Origin of the sequence: Carboxylicivirga agarovorans (genome assembly GCF_050589845.1) — a bacterium.
Taxonomy (GTDB): domain Bacteria; phylum Bacteroidota; class Bacteroidia; order Bacteroidales; family Marinilabiliaceae; genus Carboxylicivirga; species Carboxylicivirga agarovorans.
Genome location: NZ_JBNGPA010000005.1, coordinates 171,501 through 189,086 on the forward strand (window position 1 = coordinate 171,501; position 17,586 = coordinate 189,086).

Sequence of the window (17,586 nt, forward strand, 5' to 3'; positions counted from 1 at the left end):
CTATTGATTTTTGCCATATAAAGATAATGCTTCCAATAACAAGCTGTTTTCAGCAGGTTGACCAATGCTAATACGCAAACATCCCTTGCACAATGATACCGTTGAGCGATCGCGGATAATGATTTGCTTAGTGACCAGAAAATCATAAACCGCCCTTGGCTCAAGTACCTTTATCAAAATATAATTGGCATCAGAAGGGTATACTTTTCTTACAAAAGTCAATTGCTCTAATCGCTGAGCCATCGTCTCTCTTTCTGCCAACAACTGTTTGACCCATTCATTCTTATCCGATTCACGCTCCAATAGCTCCAAGGCTTTTTCCTGTGTCAGCACATTAATATTGTAAGGGTATTTGATATTACTTAGTACGCCTACAATTTCCTGAGATGCAAAAGCCATACCCAAACGAATACCAGCCATACCCCATGCTTTTGAAAATGTTTGTAAAACCACCAGATTTGGATACTTATCCAATTTTGGCAGCAGGCTTTTGTCGGGTGCAAAATCAATATAGGCTTCATCAAGCACCACAATTCCCTCAAAGCGTTTTATTAGCTGAACAATATCCTCTTCGTTAAAGCAATTACCAGTTGGATTGTTTGGCGAACAAATAAACATCAGCTTGGTGTTATCATCACATTGCACCAATAGCTCTTCCACATCCAGTTTAAAATCGCGGGTCAGAAGTACTTTCTTAACTTCCACGTTATTAATATCTGCAGCCACCTGGTACATTCCATAAGTCGGATCGATCGAAACAACATTATCGATACCGGGCTCACAAAAAGCCCTGAATAATAAATCAATTGGTTCATCACTTCCATTCCCAAGGAAGATGTTAGCAGCATGAACAGCTTTAAGCTCTGCAATTTTATCCTTAACCATTCGTTGATATGGATCAGGATAGCGGTTGTAGGGCTGATTAAAAGGATTTTCGTTGGCATCAAGAAAAACTGCGGCCTCCCCTGTAAACTCGTCGCGTGCCGATGAGTATGGTTTAAGGTTTTGTATGTTTGTTCTTAACAACTGATTAAGTGCTTTCATAGTTGGTATTAAGTAGTAAAATCTTATATCCAATAATACTTATGCATCGCGCAATATGTACCATGCACGATGCATACTGTTCTCTGGATCTAATTAATTCTCCATTTTCTTTAATCGAACTGTAACGGCATTTTTGTGCGCCATTAATTGTTCTGCTTCGGCCATCACTTCAATGGATGGTCCCAATTTAGCCAGGCCAAAGGCACTTATTTTCTGGAAGGTTATCTTTTTCATATAACTATCAAGATTAACGCCGCTAAACGCATTGGCATATCCGTGCGTAGGTAAAGTGTGGTTGGTACCTGATGCATAATCACCTGCGCTTTCTGGAGAATAATTACCCAGGAAAACCGATCCTGCATTTAATACCTGATTACCAATCAACTCATCTTCACGCATAGAAATAATAAGGTGTTCAGGAGCATATTGATTGCATATATCCAACATTTCTTCAGTAGTTTCCAGCACAATCAGGCGACTATTAGCCAAGGCTTTCTCAGCAATATCTTTCCTTGGAAGTTGTTTCAATTGCATCTCTACCTCTTGTTCTACTTCATACAGCAAGTTTTCGCTGTTAGTCACAAAAATCACCTGGCTATCAGCTCCGTGTTCAGCCTGAGATAGCAGGTCAGAAGCTACAAAAGTTGCATCAGCACTATCATCTGCAAGTACCATCACTTCAGAAGGGCCTGCCGGCATATCAATGGCCACATCTTTTAAACTGACCAACTGCTTGGCTGCAGTAACAAATCGGTTACCCGGTCCAAATATTTTAGCCACCGAAGGAACCGTCTCTGAACCATATGCCATAGCTCCAATGGCCTGAATTCCACCAAGCTTAAAAACCTTATCGATCCCCACTAATGATGCAGCATATAAAATAGCAGGATTCACCTTCCCATCATTATTGGCCGGTGTACAAAGAACGATCTTTTTACATCCGGCGATTTTAGCAGGTATACCCAACATCAATACTGTGGAAAATAAAGGTGCGGTACCCCCCGGGATATAGAGTCCGACACTGTCAATCGCAACGCTCTTTTGCCAGCACTGAACACCGGGCATTGTCTCAATTACTTCTTTTTGAGTTTTCTGAGACTGGTGGAAGGTCTCAATATTTTGTTTAGCTACTAAAATAGCATCTTTTAGCTCGCTGTTGACCTGCTTGCAGGCTTCGTCAACTTCTTCTTCAGTTACCTCAAGAGCTTTTAATTCAGCGCCGTCAAACATACGGGTATACTTTAACAATGCGGCGTCACCATTTCGTTTCACATCATCAAGAATACCCCTGGCAGTATCATAAACATCCTCCAAACCATTATCTGGTCGCTCCAATAGCTTTTCCCATGCTTCTCTTTGCGGATATAGAACTTTTTGCATCTTAATATTAGCTTATAGCTACCAGCCAATGGCTAATCGCTACTCCCTTTATTGGGATCATTATTGATTTAATTCATTCACCAAACTACGGCACTACCTATAAAATCATCTTTTCAATTGGCACTACTAACAACCCTTCTGCCCCAATTGCCCTTAGTTGACCTATTATTTCCCAGAATTTCTTTTCCTGAATCACTGAATGCACCGAGCTCCATCCCTCTTCAGCCAATGGCAAAACAGTAGGGCTCTTCATACCGGGCAATATTTTAACAATCTCATCAATCTTATCGTTCGGCACATTCATCAAAATGTATTTGTTTGAGTTAGCCGCCATTACCGATTCAATCCTGAAAAGCATCTCATCTAATAAAGCTTGTTTTTCAGGAGATAAATTAGCTCCCGCTACCAATAAAGCTTCCGATTTCATTACCACTTCCACTTCCTTTAGTCGATTAGCAACCAGCGTACTTCCCGAACTAACAATATCGAAAATACCATCGGCCAATCCAATGCCAGGGGCAATCTCAACCGAACCGGCGATCTCGTGTATTTCAGAATTAATACCTTGCTCCTTAAAGTATTTTTCAAGAATTACAGGGTAGGATGTTGCTACTTTTTTACCTTCAAAAAATGACAAGCCTGTGTATTCTTCAGCTTTTGGGATAGCAAGGGACAAGCGGCATTTACTAAAACCTAAACGCTTGGCAATTTTCAGTTCAAAGCCCTTCTCAGCCATTTCATTTTCACCAACAATACCTATATCGGCTACATCATCAGCAACAGTTTGAGGGATATCGTCATCTCTTAAAAACAATACTTCAATTGGGAAGTTGGGCGAAGAAGCTACCAGTTTACCACTACCAACATTGAATTTAATTCCTGCTTCTTTAAGCAGTTTCATTGAATCTTCGTTTAATCGACCTTTCTTTTGCAGCGCAATTCTTAATTTAGTTTCCATGTTATGTTTTGTATTTAAAATATTAGCAAATAAAAAAGGCTTACCCTCATTCGGATAAGCCTTTATATGATTCAGTTTCAGACACCACAACCTAGCTCATCCGGAGGAATAAGAAATGATGGTGATGAATATGAAATTGTATTGTTCTCATTGTTTGTTTCGCATAAAATAAAAAAAGGCTTACCATTTCTGATAAGCCTTTTCCTGATATTTTGTTACATACACATCAAGCACCGCCTACCAGCTTTGCAGGAATAAATGATGATGATGATGTGTAAAATTGTCCATTTGGTATTTTTTAATCCGATACAAATGTAATGTCAATATTTACAAATGCAAATATTTTTCGCTTTTATTTGTATTAATTAAAAGTTAATTGATATTCATCATGCTTTTTGAGTACGCTCAAATGCCGCATACTGTTGATCTGAGCCTTTTATATGATTGACCAACCATTCTTTCAAAAAGTTTGTCACTTCGATTGATAATATCAGTTTTCCTCCTTTCAATCGATCGTAATAGTTGTTCACCTGATCAACAAATTTTGCGTGTAATGATTGATGATTCTCCAAATCAGGATAGTTCATATTACGCATATGAATTTCTTCATTCCTGAAATGTGTTTTAGTATAATTGAATAAACCCAATATCAATTCTTCCAGTCGCTCTTTTGGTGAGTTCTCTTTTATTCCTTTATAAAAATTATCGATCAGCATAAATAGTTGTTTATGCTCATTATCAATCATTACATTGTCTACTGATAAGTCGTTTGTCCACATAGTCTGAAATTTTATCATCTTTCAACGTTCAAAACAGAATCTTGTTTTACTTTTTCGCATATATTTTATTCAAATTTACATTTTAATAAATTACCCCAATTGAACCCGTAAATTTTGAAACTCACACTGATTCCTTTACTTTCGAGAAAAAATACATCATTATGAATCTCAAACAACATATTCCTAATTTTTTAACAAGCCTGAATGTACTATGCGGGGTAATTGCCATCTTTTTCGCACTTAATGCCCGCATTGACATTGCCATTTGGCTAATATTCGCCGGTGCCCTTTTTGATTTTAGCGATGGTTTTGCAGCACGGGCATTAAAGGCATACAGCGATATTGGAAAAGAGTTGGATTCATTAGCCGACTTAATAAGTTTTGGAGCAGCACCGGCAGCTATTTGGTCAACAATAATTAAATACCAGTTAACAGGCAGCTATGCTATTAACTTTTTCCAACTATCTACCATACAGCAAGTATTTATTCTTTTACCTTTTGTGATGGTTGCTTTTGCAGCATTACGATTGGCTAAATTTAATGTTGACACACGCCAGACAGAAAACTTTCTGGGTTTAACAACAACAGCAACCGGTATCTTCACTGCTGCTTTTGCATACAAATTCCTAGAAAATCCTGAGTGGTTTAACTGGTTGTCACCCATAGTTATATTAATTGTTATCGGCTTTTTCTCTGTCATGCTAATTAGTGAAGTACCAATGTTCTCACTTAAGTTTAAAAACATGAAATGGGTTGAAAACAAAGAGCGATTTGTATTGTTGTTTTTAGCTATCGTGTTTATAGCCTTGCTAGGCGTTGGGGGAATTGCAGCTGTTATTTTGTATTATATAGTTATATCTACAGCCAAGTGGGTATTGGGGATTAAATAATATTCATTAGCCATATAAACAACAAACCCGGTATCGTGCGATACCGGGTTTGTTGTTTATTCATTATTCTTCTGCTCCTCTGCCTCATTCATTTTATTAAACTTTTTAAGCCCGAATAAAACAGCATAGTAACTAATAACTATTGTTAATGGTAAAGACAAATACCATAATATCTCATGTAAATATTTCATCTCTTCTTATTTTAATAAACGTGAACATCATCTGATTGCATTTCATCCTCGTCAATTGGTTTATTGTTCATAGCCTTCCACACATACCAGATATAAGCAAAAACAAATGGCACCAATAATGACACATAGCTCATTGCTGTTAAAGTAAAATGACTTGATGAAGAGTTTTGAATAGTCAGTGAACTCTGTAAATCAAATGTAGATGGATAAAAGGAGGTATTATTAAATCCTGCCACCAGCAATAAGCTGAAGACAGCTAAGACTGTTCCGGCACCTGCAGCCCAGATACCCTTGGTAAAATCAGGCTTAATAATACTTGCTCCAAGTCCAAACAATACACCCACCACTCCTATCAGAAATAAGATCAGAACAACAGGCATAGCGATAAGATTGTTGAAATATTTAAATGATTCCATGTATACCACCTGTGTTTCAGGATCAACTGCAAAACCATCACGAAGCATCAACCAAATAACAAAGGTCAGAAAGAAAACCAGGAAAGGAATGGCATTATAGATCAGGTGTTTTTTTGAACGTGTAAAAATCTCCTCCTCTTTAATACTGTTCATAAAGTAAAGAAGCCCTAATACACGCGCCAGAAAGAATACCGCTAATCCCAGTGATAAATTATGCAGGTTTAAGGCAGCCTCCAATCCATGTGATTTTAACTCCCATTGTGATTGGTTCATTTCATTAACTGAAAAAGCCGAACCGGTAAAGAAGGTCGCCACAGCTGTTCCTATCAATACTGTTCCAAATAAGCCGTTGATCAATAAGAAAGTTTCATAGGTGCGGGCTCCAAATACATTATTGGGTCTAGAACGAAATTCGTATGCGATAGCCTGTAAAACAAAAGCAAATAAAATAGCCATCCAAACCCAGTAGGCACCGCCAAAACTGGTACTGTAAAACAATGGAAAAGAAGCAAAAAATGCCCCTCCAAATGTTACAAGAGTTGTAAAAGTAAATTCCCATTTGCGACCCAATGTATTGACTAACATTGTACGTTGCATATCATTTTTACCAATGGTGTAGATCAAGGTTTGTCCACCTTGTACAAACATCAGAAACACCAATAAAGCGCCCAAAAGTGATACGATAATCCACCAATATTGCTGTAATGCCAAGTGTGATAATTCTCCAAACATTAGTTATGTCCTCCTTCTTTTGGTCCGTTTTTAATTTGTTTTACCATAATTTTCACTTCAGCAATTGCAAGAGCCACAAAGGTGATAGTGAATAACCAGAATGTTATCATTACTGAGCTTGTATCAATTTTTGAAACAGCTGTCATGGTAGGCATAAGATCCTGAATAACCCAGGGCTGACGACCTACCTCAGCAACAATCCAGCCGGCCTGGCTTGCAATATAGGCCAGGGGAATGGTCCATAATGCCGTATATAGCACTACTTTGTTTGTCTCAAGCTTTTTACGGTAAATCAACCAAAGCACCACCATAAACAATAACATAAAATGCCCGCCCAGAATTACCATGATGTGGAACGCATAGAAAGAAAGTGAGATTGGCGGAACGATTTTAAAGGCATTTAACTCCAACTGTTCAGGATCAGGGTCGTAATAATTACCATATCCAAAATACCTGAAGTAGTTTTCAATCCATTCTTTATCATCAAACTTCGCTTTTAGCTCGTTGTACTTAAGCTCGTTTTCTCCTTTAGCTTCCTTAAAAGCTTTTAATGTTTGCTGGGCTTCATAGCCACGTAAAATCTTCTCTTTATATGAAATGATGTTATGTTGCTCATTACCTAACACCAGATCTTTAATACCCGGCACAAACGCATCGACCTCTAAAAAGGCCAGGTAAGATAACATGTTCGGAATTTCAATTTTCACTAAAAATTCCTGATCGGAATCCCGATTCATCGGATCATCATGTTCTTTTCCAAATAAGCCAATTGCAATTAAAGGAGCTTGTCTTTGTCCTTCATATAGGGATTCCATTGCTGCAAATTTCATTGGCTGGGTTTTAGCTACATCTCGCGCTGATCCATCCCCCGATGCAATCAGCATAACTGAAGAAACCAATCCAAAAATAGCGGCAACAACTATACTGCGTTTAGCAAATAAAACATGACGCTTTTTCAGTAAAAACCAGCTGCTGATTCCAACCACAAATAAAGCTGCTAATACATAACCGGATGTTGTCGTATGTAAAAACTTGGTAACGGCCGTTGGTGATAAGAAGACATCCCAAAAGCTTTCCATCTCATTACGAGCCGTTTCCGGATTGAATTTCATCCCCACCGGATTCTGCATCCAACCATTGGCAACTAATATCCATAAGGCCGACAAATTAGCCCCGGCAGCTGTTAACCAGGTAGCCGTCAGGTGGAACTTCTTACTGACTTTACCCCAGCCAAAAAACATAACAGCGATAAATGTACTTTCCATAAAGAAAGCCATGATACCTTCAATGGCCAGAGGGGCACCAAATATATCACCAACAAACCAGGAGTAGTTTGACCAGTTCGTACCAAACTCAAACTCCAGGATTATTCCTGTAGCCACTCCGATGGCGAAATTAATTCCAAACAGTTTCATCCAGAACTTTGTAATGCGTTTCCATTCAGGATTACCTGTTTTCACATAAATGGTTTCCATGAACGCAATGATAAAACTGAGTCCCAGGGTTAAGGGGACAAACAGCCAGTGAAACATAGCTGTAAGCGCAAATTGTGCCCTCGACCAATTGACGAGTGACAAATCGATATTTTCTAACATCTTGTATTTAATTAATGACTTATTAACTCCTCTATAACATGATTAGCCCGCTCTTCATCAGTATTGTACCTGTTTTTGAGTGTATCTCTGAAAAAGAATAACCTCAATACTGCAAACATGATAAATAACTTGATCAAAATGATCACCCATAAAGTTCGGGCCCACGGTGATAAATTTTTAAACCCATCCAGGTAGAACTGGTAAATCTTTTTTATAACATGCATTTTCCTCTAATCTCCATTCTTCACAATTCCACAGCAAAATAGTTACTTTAATTGAAACGAAACACGACAAATGTCGCTTTCAGTCAAACTTAATATACAACCAATGAAGTCAATTAATTCTTTTCAAGAAATGTGAAAAAAAATTAAAATTAAGAATTAATACAAGCTTAATATTGATTATTAATACGTTACAACTACACTCTTCGTATTAATTAAAGGTTAAATGTGATTAATTCTACTTGATATTCATTAAACAAATTTGGAAGTTAAAACGATTTTGTTCATCTTTACTTCGTATTTGAGTATTTGATTACCTCTTTACCTTTTAATATTCAAATACAGAGTATCAGTTGCATTAACGAATTATAATAACTAATTTAATAATGATTTACGAATATCCAACTGTTAAACACCCAAACCGTTGTGTTGAAGTAAATCAAAATTGTTAAACAAAAAACCCAACAAGATGACCGCAGAACAATTCAACCATCGATTATTGGGGCTCCAACAAAAAATGTTTAGCTATGCCCTTACATTAACGGCTAACGAAGAAGATGCCAATGATTTAGTTCAAGAGACAAATTTTAGAGCCCTCTCATCAAGAGAAAAATTTGTAATGAACACCAATTTCTCGGCATGGATGCATACAATTATGCGTAACTCGTTTATCAACAACTACCGCAGAAAGTACAAGATGCGCCAGGCACCAATGTTGGTCGACGAGGTTAACTACCTTTCAAACAAATACTATACGGATGATACTCCTGATGTTATCCATTATACTGGTGAAATCAGAACACAGATGGGTAAATTGGAAGGAGAATTTAAACAACCGTTAACAATGCATATGGAAGGCTACAAGTATAAAGAAATTGCAGAACAACTTGACATGCCAATTGGTACAGTGAAAAGCCGTATTTTCTTTGGCCGTAAGAAACTACAAAAGATGATCGAGTTAGCCATTGACTAACTGTTAAAATATAAAACACAAAAAAAGGTAAGCCAGTGGCTTACCTTTTTTTTATTTCCATCAACCTCATTAATTTTTTCCAATCTTATGAGCTGCTTTACCTGCTTCATCAATGATTGAAACTATTGAAATATCTTCCTTCAATCCTTCTTGCATCCAGGCATTAGGTGTAATAGAACCAATCTTAAATAATCGCTCTACTTCAGGTGCAAAATCAGCTGTTTTCAGGTACTGCTCAACCTGAAACTGGATCAAATGACCAAATGCATAATTGGATAGATATATCGGACTGTTGACCATATGAGAATATATAGCCAATATTGGCTGATCTTTTACCCCAAATACAGGTGCATAGAATTCATTCCAAATATCAATAGCAATATCTTCAACAGCAACTTTTAATTGCTCAGCAGTAGCATCAGGATTAGCATATAACCATTTCCACATACGTTGATCCAATAAAGAAACACCCATAATTTCATAGGTCGACCAAAAATTATCCAGTGTTTGCAAGGCTTCTTTCTCCGGATTATCGTTTTTCATATCAAGCAACTCCAAATCACGCTTTTGGAAAATAAAAGCTAATGCTTCTGTAAAAGCAGTATTTGGCACCCCATTCAGCATATAATAATCAACATCGTATAACGATATTGTTTGTTCAACATTGTGACCAAATTCATGGATCGCGATATTATAACCTTTATAATCCATACCTGTATCAGGAATACGTGTTCGAAGATGAGCTGTTTCTCCCTTCATTGATGCGCCCCATGCATGACCTGAACCACGAGCCGGATCAACATCAATGCGATCAGCTAAGAAAACAGCTTTCTCCTTTGTAAAACCCAGCTTCAATAACAAATTCGCCAAATCATCGTCCAAAGCTTTGGCATCTGGATAGCGTGTACGAGTAATTTTATTTAGCGCATCTTCATCAATGGAACTACGGGCTTTAAATCCATCATACCATATATCCCAGGGTTTTAAATCACGACCTAAACGTTTTTTTATTAACTCGCCAACCAGCTTTAACTCTTCTGCAGACATAAATTCCACAAATAACTTCTCTGCGTCAGCTTGTGTAATTTCCATACCGCCCGCAAACGCACGTTTTATGGCCGTATTTAAAGGTGAGTAGGCGTCCATTTCACGCATAGCATGAAAGTTATTGATAATTTGCTGGTATCGTGCAAATGGTTCGCTTTCCAATTCAACAGTTTGTCCGTCTTTATAAACGGCATTCGTATATGGATTCCATTGATATTCGCCACTATTGATAATATCTTTAGGTATGGTTTGATTGATGATACGTTTCATTACTTCGTAAACCATTGCCTGCAGCTCAAGCCCCTCAGTTCCTTTGCTATAATGAGATTTTATTTCATCACGCAAATTCCAGTGTGACAACAACACCATATCTTCAGGAAAATGAGTCTTCATTTGCTCATCTACCAGTTGGCCCATGTAAATATTGTAGTTGGCAATATACATTTCTGAGGCAGAACTAACTTCAGACACATTTTGAAGGATCTCGGCTGGAATCCTTGCCGTAAAAACATCGCCCATACGAGCATAGGCCCATTCCTGACGAGACCAGCTTGATGCATTCGCTTCTTTTTCAGTTAAACTGTAATATGGAAAATTTAAAGCAATGGTAAAAGCCAGTTTATTTCTATACAGATCAGATGTAAGGTGTGAGCCAGCACTAAAGCCACCAAAGGCCTTATCAATATCAATGATATCTCCCATTGGCTCATGCAAAGGACGCTGCAAGTCAAGGCTGATCTTATTGAAATGACCATATAAGATTTCCAGATTGCGACTAACTTTGTCAAACATTATTTCCTTTTGTGCTGCATCAGCTACAAATTGCTTTTCACAGAAAGCCTGAAAATCAGCCTCATCTCCATCAACAGTTCGCCAAAGAGATGCTGCATGCTTAACACCTCGTTTAATCATTTCAACATTGGCATCAGGATGCTTTTCAGACAGGCTTGAAACGGTGGCATCAATACGCGCATTCGTAATATTGGCGATCTCAGCTTGTTTATTTTCATTCGTACAAGGTTGTTGACAAGAAATGAAAAATGCCGTCATCACCATCAATAATAGGTATTTTTTCATGAGATATGATTTGAATAAAACAGATTGTTATTCATCAAAGCTATACAAATCAGACGTATAATAACAAGACATTTGACAGGAATTGCGGATAACAACCTTAAAAATGATGCTTACTAAAACCAATGAATAGTCTCTATAAAGGTGACTACATTAAATGTAAGAGCATGGTAAAACTCTTGGACAATTGGTACAGGATGGCTCAAAAAACGCATCTCATATTTATCAAAATAACATAAAATAACATAGCTGGCCACCTCTTAGTGGAAAGGGCTCCGATCCATACCATTTAGGGGCCTTCTTCGGGATCAACCTCGCCAGGAGCGAGGTTGATCCGAAGCAGTACCGAAGAATTACCGAAGAGGTGTCGAAGGATTACCGAAGAAGACTTCAGGAATTACCGAAGAAACCCCAAATGTTTCCGAAGATACTTGAAGGCAAATATTTCTTACTTTCTTCCTGTTTATTATTCAGCAAGTTGAATTATTGTTAAACACAACTAGCAACAACCTATTTGGATTATTTGTCGTTAAATTGCTCATTTGAATGGATATGATCAATTTTCCGGGAATAGTTACAAGTTGATTCAGGTACTTGTATGGTGGGTAGAATTATTGAATAGTCTTTTAATAATTACTACGTATATACCTGTCAGGATATTGAATCCTGACTGGTATATTAGTGCACATCCATACACTAGGTTATATAGGGCCTGCCTGTTTTCAACCACAACTTCAATTACAGGACTCACTCAACAGTAGTTGATGACCTGAACTCTATGGCAGGAGTCAACATCAGTAGGTGATTCTGAATGACCAACTATCGCCAGGCTCTGTTATAATGCAATTAGTGCTCGTTCTAAACCTATTATACAGCCTCCTTTTTCCACCGTCCTTTTTTAAACAGGTATGCTGCCAACAATGTCATCGCGGCTTCGGCAATAATTATCGCGTAAAAAGCTCCCTCTTCCTGCCAGCCTATTTGCAAGGCTAACACGTAAGCCAGTGGAATTTCAATCATCCAAAAGGCAATTATATTTATACGGGTCGGAGTCCTGGTATCGCCTGCTCCATTGAAAGCCTGTGTCATCACCATGCCTATTCCATAAAAACCAAATCCATAGGCGACAATTCGTAAACACTGTTTACCGGAGTGAATGACCGCAAGATCATCGGTAAATAAACGTACAAACCATTCGGGAAAGACGATGAATAAAATACTTAATGACCCCAGGAAAACTAAATTAATACGTGCTACACCCCAAACCGCTTTTTCAGCCCGTTCAGGCTCACGAGCCCCCAGGTTTTGACCTACCAAAGTCGCTGCTGCATTGCTAAGCCCCCACGATGGCAACAACGAAAATAAAATTATCCGTATGCCAATGGTATAACCTGCCACTACCTCACTTCCAAAATTTGAAATAATTCGAACCAGAAAAATCCAGCTTGAAGTCGCGATCAATGATTGAGCGATGCCACCCAATGAAATTTTGAGAAGATGCTTAATGCGTTGTGACTCTATGGCAAGCTTTAAACCTGACAAACGGATTCGTCCTTTACCTTTCCAAAGGATATATAGTTGATAAGCAACCGCAATTCCTCGTCCGATATTTGTTGCCACGGCAGCACCAGCTATACCCAGTTCAGGAAATGGTCCGATGCCAAAGATCAGTATAGGATCCAAGATCATATTCAGCCCGTTGGCAATCCACAAAACACGCATGGCTATCGCCGCATCTCCTGCGCCTCTGAAAATCGCATTATTAATAAACAGAAGCATGATCACCAAATTACCTCCAAACATGATCGATGTATAGGTGGATAATTCATCAACTATGATGGCTGAAGCACCCATCAAACGCAAGAGATCTTTGGCGAACACAATTCCCGGAATGGCAATTATCAAAGAAATAGCGATTCCTGTTATGATGGCCTGAAGCGCTTCTTTCGAAGCTTCCTGTTCATTTTTTTCTCCAATACGCCTCGAAACCAGGGCTGTTGTTGCCATGCTCAGACCAAAAGCAATGGCATAAATAACTGTCAGAACAGATTCGGTAATACCAACTGTAGCTACGGCATCGGCTCCCAATTTACCTACAAAGTAAATATCAACCACTGCAAATACCGATTCCATGATCATCTCTAACACCATTGGTATAGCCAGTAAAAATACGGCTCTACTTAATGGAATCCGGGTATAATCATGAGAAGTTCCGGCTAAAGCGTCTTTAAAATCGTTCCAGATATTACTCAATTTATTCTTATTTAGTTTTCGCAATAATATACTGCTATTTTGCTTAGTCATCGTGTTTTAATTTTTGTCGTAACATGAATTTTGAATGAATTATTGTTTTAAAGAATGCATCTGATGCATAAAACAATGGGGTGCAATTGCACACGATTACAGGATAAACAGCTAGTGTCATCATGGTAGAATCCTCCTTAATTAATTTGTTAAATAAAAAATGAAATGAATTGATACAATGAGACGACCTTCTTAGAAGATATAGCAGACGCTATTGGTCGGATATGAATATGTATTGCTCATTGTCATCATAATGACACAAAGTTGTGTTTAATTCATAAGAAACACAAGTACTTGAGAAAAAAACACTTAATTTTTATTTACTTTGCTTTAACCGACATCAAAAACTAATACTATGCAAGACCAAAGCCGTCTGATCTCTACAGTAAGCTATATCACCATTGTTGGCTGGATTATAGCACTAATTCTTCGTCAGAATGAAAACCCTAAAAGTGAATTAAGCCTTTTTCATATCAGACAATCCTTTGGATTGATGGTACTTTCCTTTGCAGCCTCCATAGCTCAGGTTATACTGGCTGGTATCTCACTAGGTCTAATTGGAAAAGTTATCTGGATCTGTGTTTTTGCCCTTTGGCTGATCGGATTGATTGGTGCCATTCAGGGGCGATTTTCCAAAGTCCCTTTTATCGGTGACTGGATACAGGACAATATGCGGTTTATTGGGTAAATCATAAGAACATTTCACACCATTCGTCAAATCGCTTCACCTGATGCACTCCATGCTTTAGCATCGATTTCCTTATTTTATCAATGCTTTTAGCTTTGGTCAATGCTCGACTTTTGCTATAAAATTTATCAGCAAAACAAATGATCTGTTCTTCAATTGAAAGTGGCAGCATATTTCGTTGGGGCACCGGTAACTGCTGTTTCTGAATATCAATCATTGATAATCCTGTACCTGTATGACGCTCACATACCAGTGCATGTTTGGGGTAACCTTCCTTTTCCAATAACTCACGGCCTAAATAACCATGACAGATATAGGGGTAAATGCCCTGACAATGTAAATCGGGCGCGTTAGTCATATAGATGCCAATATCATGTAGCATGGAAGCTTCAGATACAAATTGCGCATCCGCCTCCAGCTCGGGATGATTGGACACAATATCCAGAGCCTTACTACGGACGGCATAGCTATGCTCGGTTAAGGTAACCCAGAGCGGGCTACCTTCAGCATAGTATTTATTAATAATCTCTAATGGATTCACCTTTATTTATGTCGACTTTTTAATTCGCGGGCCAGATCTTCAATTCGATAGCCTTTATGAGTTAATAAAACAATCAGGTGGTATAACAAATCTGCCCCCTCATAAAGGAAGTTCTCATCATCATTCGCCATAGCACCAATAACCGTTTCAATAGCCTCTTCACCAACTTTTTGAGTTATCGTTCTTACTCCTTTGGTAAACAATTTGGTTGTATATGAACCTTCCGGCATCTCCTCTTTGCGCCTGTCAATAAAGTCCTGAAGCGTTTTTAAGAACAGGATATCATCAACTGAATTTTCTTCACCCCAGCAGGTATCAGTTCCCTTATGACAAACAGGACCAACAGGTTTTACCTTAATTAGCAAAGTATCATCATCACAATCGACTGACATAGAAACAACATTCAGAAAATTACCTGATTCTTCTCCTTTTGTCCACAAACGTTCTTTCGTGCGTGAATAAAAAGTTACTTTTCGCTCTTCTTTCGTCTTTTCGTAGGCTTCCTCATTCATAAATCCCAGCATCAGTACTTTGCTGGTGGCGGCATCTTGAATAATGGCAGGAACAAGACCGTTCTCTAGTTTATCGTAGTTAATCGTCATTATATCGTATTTATAGTTCTATAATCGAATTGGAATACCCTCTTTATTCAGGTAAGCTTTTAAGTCGGGAATTGGTATTTCTTTAAAATGAAAAATACTGGCTGCCAGTCCTGCATCAGCTTTACCTACGGTGAAAACATCTTTAAAATGCTCCATGGCTCCTGCACCTCCTGATGCAATGATCGGTATATTCAACTCATCGCTTAGTTTTGCTAAAGCCTCATTGGCGAATCCCTGCTTTACCCCATCATGATCCATACTGGTGAAAAGTATTTCACCTGCACCCCGTTCTTCACACTCCCGGGCCCATGTAAAGAGTTGTTTATCAGTCGGAATTCGTCCTCCGTTAACTGTAACAGTCCAATCATCTCCCTGCTGGTGCTTGGCATCAATGGCCGCCACAACAAACTGGCTGCCAAAATTCTGAGCCAAATCACTTATTAATTGAGGATTGCGAACGGCTGAAGAATTGACAGAAATCTTATCTGCTCCTGCGTTTAGTAAGGCATCAGCGTCACTCAACTCACTAATTCCTCCACCCACAGTAAAAGGGATGTTAATATTTCGTGCTATTCGTTTTACCAGGTCAACAAATGTTTTGCGTCCTTCGTGACTAGCTGTAATATCAAGAAACACCAGCTCATCAGCACCTTGCTCAGCGTATAAAGCCCCCAATTCAACCGGATCCCCTACTTCTTTAATTTCCACAAACTTGACACCCTTTACGGTTTGTCCATTCTTAATATCAAGGCATGGTATAATTCGTTTTGCTAGCATGTGATTCGTTATTAAACAAACTTTTCAAGTTCTTTCAGGTTAATCTTTCCTTCATATATGGCTTTCCCAAATATAACTGCGGGAATATTAGCTTCTGCTAATGATTCAATATCAGCAAGCATACTAACTCCTCCACTAGCTACCAGATATAAGTCCGGTAACTGGTCCATTATCTCTTTGTACAGATCAATAGCCGGTCCTTGCAACATCCCATCCTTACTGATATCTGTACAAATGACCTTTTTAATACCTTTATCTGTATAATCCTTAATGAAAGGGATGAGCTCCTGATCAGTTTCTTCGAGCCAACCGGTAACAGCAATTTTGTTATCCTTCGCATCAGCCCCAAGAATTATTTTTTCAGAACCATAGGTCTTGATCCAGCTCTCAAATTCCTGCGGATTCTTTACTGCAATAGAACCTCCTGTTACCATTTGCGCACCCGAATCAAAAGCGATGTGAAGATCCTCTGATGTTTTCAGCCCACCACCAAAATCAACCACCAGGTTCGTTTTACCAGCAATTCGCTCCAGCACCTTATAATTAATAATTCGCCCGGCCTTCGCCCCATCCAGATCAACCAGGTGTAAACGTGTTATGCCATGATCTTCAAATTCTTTAGCCACCTCAAGGGGATCTTCGTTGTAAACCTTTTTACTATTATAATCACCCTGGCTCAGGCGAACACATTTGGCGTCAATCAGATCAATGGCCGGTATGATGTCAATCTTATTCATTCGTCCTTATAACATTAAAAAATTAGATAATATTCGCTCACCTACGGATCCGCTCTTCTCAGGGTGAAACTGAGTTGCGTAAAAATTACCTTTATGAAGTGCAGAACTGTACGGATGGATATATTCTGTTGTGGCTGCAGTATCATCTCCCATAGCCACATAGAAACTATGCACAAAATAGACATACTCCCCTTCTAATGACTTATCAAACAGGGGTAAGTTCACATTAGTGATTTTATTCCACCCCATATGAGGAATTTTTATATTCCCCACGTTGGGCCCGGGTAACTGAAATTTCTTAACCTGTTCGTCAAAAATGCCAAGACAATCAACATCTCCTTCTTCTGAATGTTTGCACATTAGTTGCATGCCAAGGCAAATACCCAGAACAGGTTGCTTCAGATTAGTAATTACCTCGTCGAGCCCTGTTTCACGCAGGTAAGCCATTGTGGTACTGGCCTCTCCTACTCCGGGAAAAATAACTTTATCCGCTTCTTTTATCTTACGAGGATCAGCTGTTATTTCAGCCTCATAACCAAGGCGAGCCAGGGCATTCGTAACCGAGCGAATATTGCCAGCGTTGTATTTGATGATGATAATTTTCATTAAGTAGTGCTTAGTGCACAGTGCCAGGTGC

General features: G+C 38.7%; 18 protein-coding genes. 3 read left to right on the forward strand and 15 right to left on the reverse strand.

Translation table 11 applies throughout. From position 1 onward, the window contains the following. From hisC to ACRD69_RS07970, 4 genes are all read right to left on the reverse strand, one after another. The gene (hisC, locus tag ACRD69_RS07955) at window positions 1–1,044 is read right to left on the reverse strand and encodes a histidinol-phosphate transaminase (protein WP_430814534.1); all 1,044 of its coding nucleotides are present in this window, start codon (window positions 1,042–1,044) and stop codon (window positions 1–3) included. A gap of 93 nt (window positions 1,045–1,137) precedes the next feature. Next, window positions 1,138–2,424, reverse strand: a complete 1,287-nt coding sequence (gene hisD / locus ACRD69_RS07960) for a histidinol dehydrogenase (protein ID WP_430814535.1) — start codon at window positions 2,422–2,424, stop codon at window positions 1,138–1,140. 97 nt (window positions 2,425–2,521) lie between these two features. Further along, a complete protein-coding gene (gene hisG, locus ACRD69_RS07965) occupies window positions 2,522–3,382 on the reverse strand; it encodes an ATP phosphoribosyltransferase (RefSeq protein WP_430814536.1) in 861 nt (286 codons plus the stop codon). Between the two features lie 386 nt (window positions 3,383–3,768). Then, window positions 3,769–4,161, reverse strand: a complete 393-nt coding sequence (locus ACRD69_RS07970) for a bacteriohemerythrin (RefSeq protein ID WP_430814537.1) — start codon at window positions 4,159–4,161, stop codon at window positions 3,769–3,771. 161 nt (window positions 4,162–4,322) lie between these two features. On the opposite strand from ACRD69_RS07970, the gene ACRD69_RS07975 reads away from it, so the two are divergent. Beyond that, entirely contained in the window at window positions 4,323–5,051 is a 729-nt protein-coding gene (locus tag ACRD69_RS07975) for a CDP-alcohol phosphatidyltransferase family protein (protein WP_430814538.1), read from the forward strand. A gap of 56 nt (window positions 5,052–5,107) precedes the next feature. Here ACRD69_RS07975 and ACRD69_RS07980 read toward each other — a convergent pair whose 3' ends face one another. From ACRD69_RS07980 to ACRD69_RS07995, 4 genes are read right to left on the reverse strand one after another with little or no spacing between them, the layout of a single operon-like run. Beyond that, window positions 5,108–5,242 (reverse strand): hypothetical protein, encoded by a 135-nt coding sequence (locus ACRD69_RS07980; RefSeq protein ID WP_430814539.1) that lies wholly within the window; start codon window positions 5,240–5,242, stop codon window positions 5,108–5,110. Between the two features lie 11 nt (window positions 5,243–5,253). Next, the gene (locus ACRD69_RS07985) at window positions 5,254–6,369 is read right to left on the reverse strand and encodes a cytochrome d ubiquinol oxidase subunit II (protein WP_430814540.1); all 1,116 of its coding nucleotides are present in this window, start codon (window positions 6,367–6,369) and stop codon (window positions 5,254–5,256) included. Window positions 6,370–6,389: 20 nt separating this feature from the next. Beyond that, window positions 6,390–7,985, reverse strand: coding sequence for a cytochrome ubiquinol oxidase subunit I (locus ACRD69_RS07990; RefSeq protein ID WP_430814541.1), 1,596 nt, complete (start codon window positions 7,983–7,985; stop codon window positions 6,390–6,392). A gap of 11 nt (window positions 7,986–7,996) precedes the next feature. Then, window positions 7,997–8,209, reverse strand: coding sequence for a DUF4492 domain-containing protein (locus ACRD69_RS07995; protein WP_430814542.1), 213 nt, complete (start codon window positions 8,207–8,209; stop codon window positions 7,997–7,999). Between the two features lie 466 nt (window positions 8,210–8,675). Between ACRD69_RS07995 and ACRD69_RS08000 the strand changes: the two genes are divergently transcribed. Continuing rightward, window positions 8,676–9,179: a sigma-70 family RNA polymerase sigma factor gene (locus ACRD69_RS08000; RefSeq protein WP_430814543.1), complete on the forward strand. Its 504-nt coding sequence runs from the start codon at window positions 8,676–8,678 to the stop codon at window positions 9,177–9,179. 69 nt (window positions 9,180–9,248) lie between these two features. On the opposite strand, the gene ACRD69_RS08005 is transcribed toward ACRD69_RS08000, so the two are convergent. Further along, window positions 9,249–11,303, reverse strand: coding sequence for a hypothetical protein (locus ACRD69_RS08005; RefSeq protein WP_430814544.1), 2,055 nt, complete (start codon window positions 11,301–11,303; stop codon window positions 9,249–9,251). Window positions 11,304–12,167: 864 nt separating this feature from the next. After that, window positions 12,168–13,604, reverse strand: coding sequence for an MATE family efflux transporter (locus ACRD69_RS08010; RefSeq protein WP_430814545.1), 1,437 nt, complete (start codon window positions 13,602–13,604; stop codon window positions 12,168–12,170). A 355-nt stretch (window positions 13,605–13,959) separates the two neighbouring features. On the opposite strand from ACRD69_RS08010, the gene ACRD69_RS08015 reads away from it, so the two are divergent. Further along, window positions 13,960–14,292, forward strand: coding sequence for a hypothetical protein (locus ACRD69_RS08015; protein ID WP_430814546.1), 333 nt, complete (start codon window positions 13,960–13,962; stop codon window positions 14,290–14,292). 1 nt (window position 14,293) lies between these two features. Here the strand turns inward: ACRD69_RS08015 and ACRD69_RS08020 are convergent, their stop codons facing one another. The 5 genes from ACRD69_RS08020 to hisH are packed head-to-tail and all read right to left on the reverse strand — an operon-like array spanning window position 14,294 to window position 17,555. Beyond that, window positions 14,294–14,833 carry an HD domain-containing protein gene (locus ACRD69_RS08020; RefSeq protein WP_430814547.1) on the reverse strand — a complete coding sequence of 180 codons (540 nt, stop codon included), beginning with the start codon at window positions 14,831–14,833 and terminating at the stop codon, window positions 14,294–14,296. 2 nt (window positions 14,834–14,835) lie between these two features. Continuing rightward, window positions 14,836–15,435 carry a bifunctional phosphoribosyl-AMP cyclohydrolase/phosphoribosyl-ATP diphosphatase HisIE gene (hisIE, locus tag ACRD69_RS08025; RefSeq protein ID WP_430814548.1) on the reverse strand — a complete coding sequence of 200 codons (600 nt, stop codon included), beginning with the start codon at window positions 15,433–15,435 and terminating at the stop codon, window positions 14,836–14,838. 18 nt (window positions 15,436–15,453) lie between these two features. Then, window positions 15,454–16,212 carry an imidazole glycerol phosphate synthase subunit HisF gene (gene hisF / locus ACRD69_RS08030; protein ID WP_430814549.1) on the reverse strand — a complete coding sequence of 253 codons (759 nt, stop codon included), beginning with the start codon at window positions 16,210–16,212 and terminating at the stop codon, window positions 15,454–15,456. Between the two features lie 11 nt (window positions 16,213–16,223). Next, window positions 16,224–16,949, reverse strand: coding sequence for a 1-(5-phosphoribosyl)-5-[(5-phosphoribosylamino)methylideneamino]imidazole-4-carboxamide isomerase (gene hisA, locus ACRD69_RS08035; RefSeq protein ID WP_430814550.1), 726 nt, complete (start codon window positions 16,947–16,949; stop codon window positions 16,224–16,226). Between the two features lie 6 nt (window positions 16,950–16,955). Then, the gene (hisH, locus tag ACRD69_RS08040; RefSeq protein WP_430814551.1) at window positions 16,956–17,555 is read right to left on the reverse strand and encodes an imidazole glycerol phosphate synthase subunit HisH; all 600 of its coding nucleotides are present in this window, start codon (window positions 17,553–17,555) and stop codon (window positions 16,956–16,958) included. Between the last annotated feature and the right edge of the window lie 31 nt (window positions 17,556–17,586).

Excerpts from the sequence above, each read along its gene's own strand:
- hisC (WP_430814534.1), bottom strand. The coding sequence starts at position 1,044 with ATGAAAGCACTTAATCAGTTGTTAAGAACAAACATACAAAACCTTAAA.
- hisD (WP_430814535.1), bottom strand. The coding sequence starts at position 2,424 with ATGCAAAAAGTTCTATATCCGCAAAGAGAAGCATGGGAAAAGCTATTG.
- hisG (WP_430814536.1), bottom strand. The coding sequence starts at position 3,382 with ATGGAAACTAAATTAAGAATTGCGCTGCAAAAGAAAGGTCGATTAAAC.
- ACRD69_RS07970 (WP_430814537.1), bottom strand. The coding sequence starts at position 4,161 with ATGTGGACAAACGACTTATCAGTAGACAATGTAATGATTGATAATGAG.
- ACRD69_RS07975 (WP_430814538.1), top strand. The coding sequence starts at position 4,323 with ATGAATCTCAAACAACATATTCCTAATTTTTTAACAAGCCTGAATGTA.
- ACRD69_RS07980 (WP_430814539.1), bottom strand. The coding sequence starts at position 5,242 with ATGAAATATTTACATGAGATATTATGGTATTTGTCTTTACCATTAACA.
- ACRD69_RS07990 (WP_430814541.1), bottom strand. The coding sequence starts at position 7,985 with ATGTTAGAAAATATCGATTTGTCACTCGTCAATTGGTCGAGGGCACAA.
- ACRD69_RS07995 (WP_430814542.1), bottom strand. The coding sequence starts at position 8,209 with ATGCATGTTATAAAAAAGATTTACCAGTTCTACCTGGATGGGTTTAAA.
- ACRD69_RS08000 (WP_430814543.1), top strand. The coding sequence starts at position 8,676 with ATGACCGCAGAACAATTCAACCATCGATTATTGGGGCTCCAACAAAAA.
- ACRD69_RS08005 (WP_430814544.1), bottom strand. The coding sequence starts at position 11,303 with ATGAAAAAATACCTATTATTGATGGTGATGACGGCATTTTTCATTTCT.
- ACRD69_RS08010 (WP_430814545.1), bottom strand. The coding sequence starts at position 13,604 with ATGACTAAGCAAAATAGCAGTATATTATTGCGAAAACTAAATAAGAAT.
- ACRD69_RS08015 (WP_430814546.1), top strand. The coding sequence starts at position 13,960 with ATGCAAGACCAAAGCCGTCTGATCTCTACAGTAAGCTATATCACCATT.
- hisIE (WP_430814548.1), bottom strand. The coding sequence starts at position 15,435 with ATGACGATTAACTACGATAAACTAGAGAACGGTCTTGTTCCTGCCATT.
- hisF (WP_430814549.1), bottom strand. The coding sequence starts at position 16,212 with ATGCTAGCAAAACGAATTATACCATGCCTTGATATTAAGAATGGACAA.
- hisA (WP_430814550.1), bottom strand. The coding sequence starts at position 16,949 with ATGAATAAGATTGACATCATACCGGCCATTGATCTGATTGACGCCAAA.
- hisH (WP_430814551.1), bottom strand. The coding sequence starts at position 17,555 with ATGAAAATTATCATCATCAAATACAACGCTGGCAATATTCGCTCGGTT.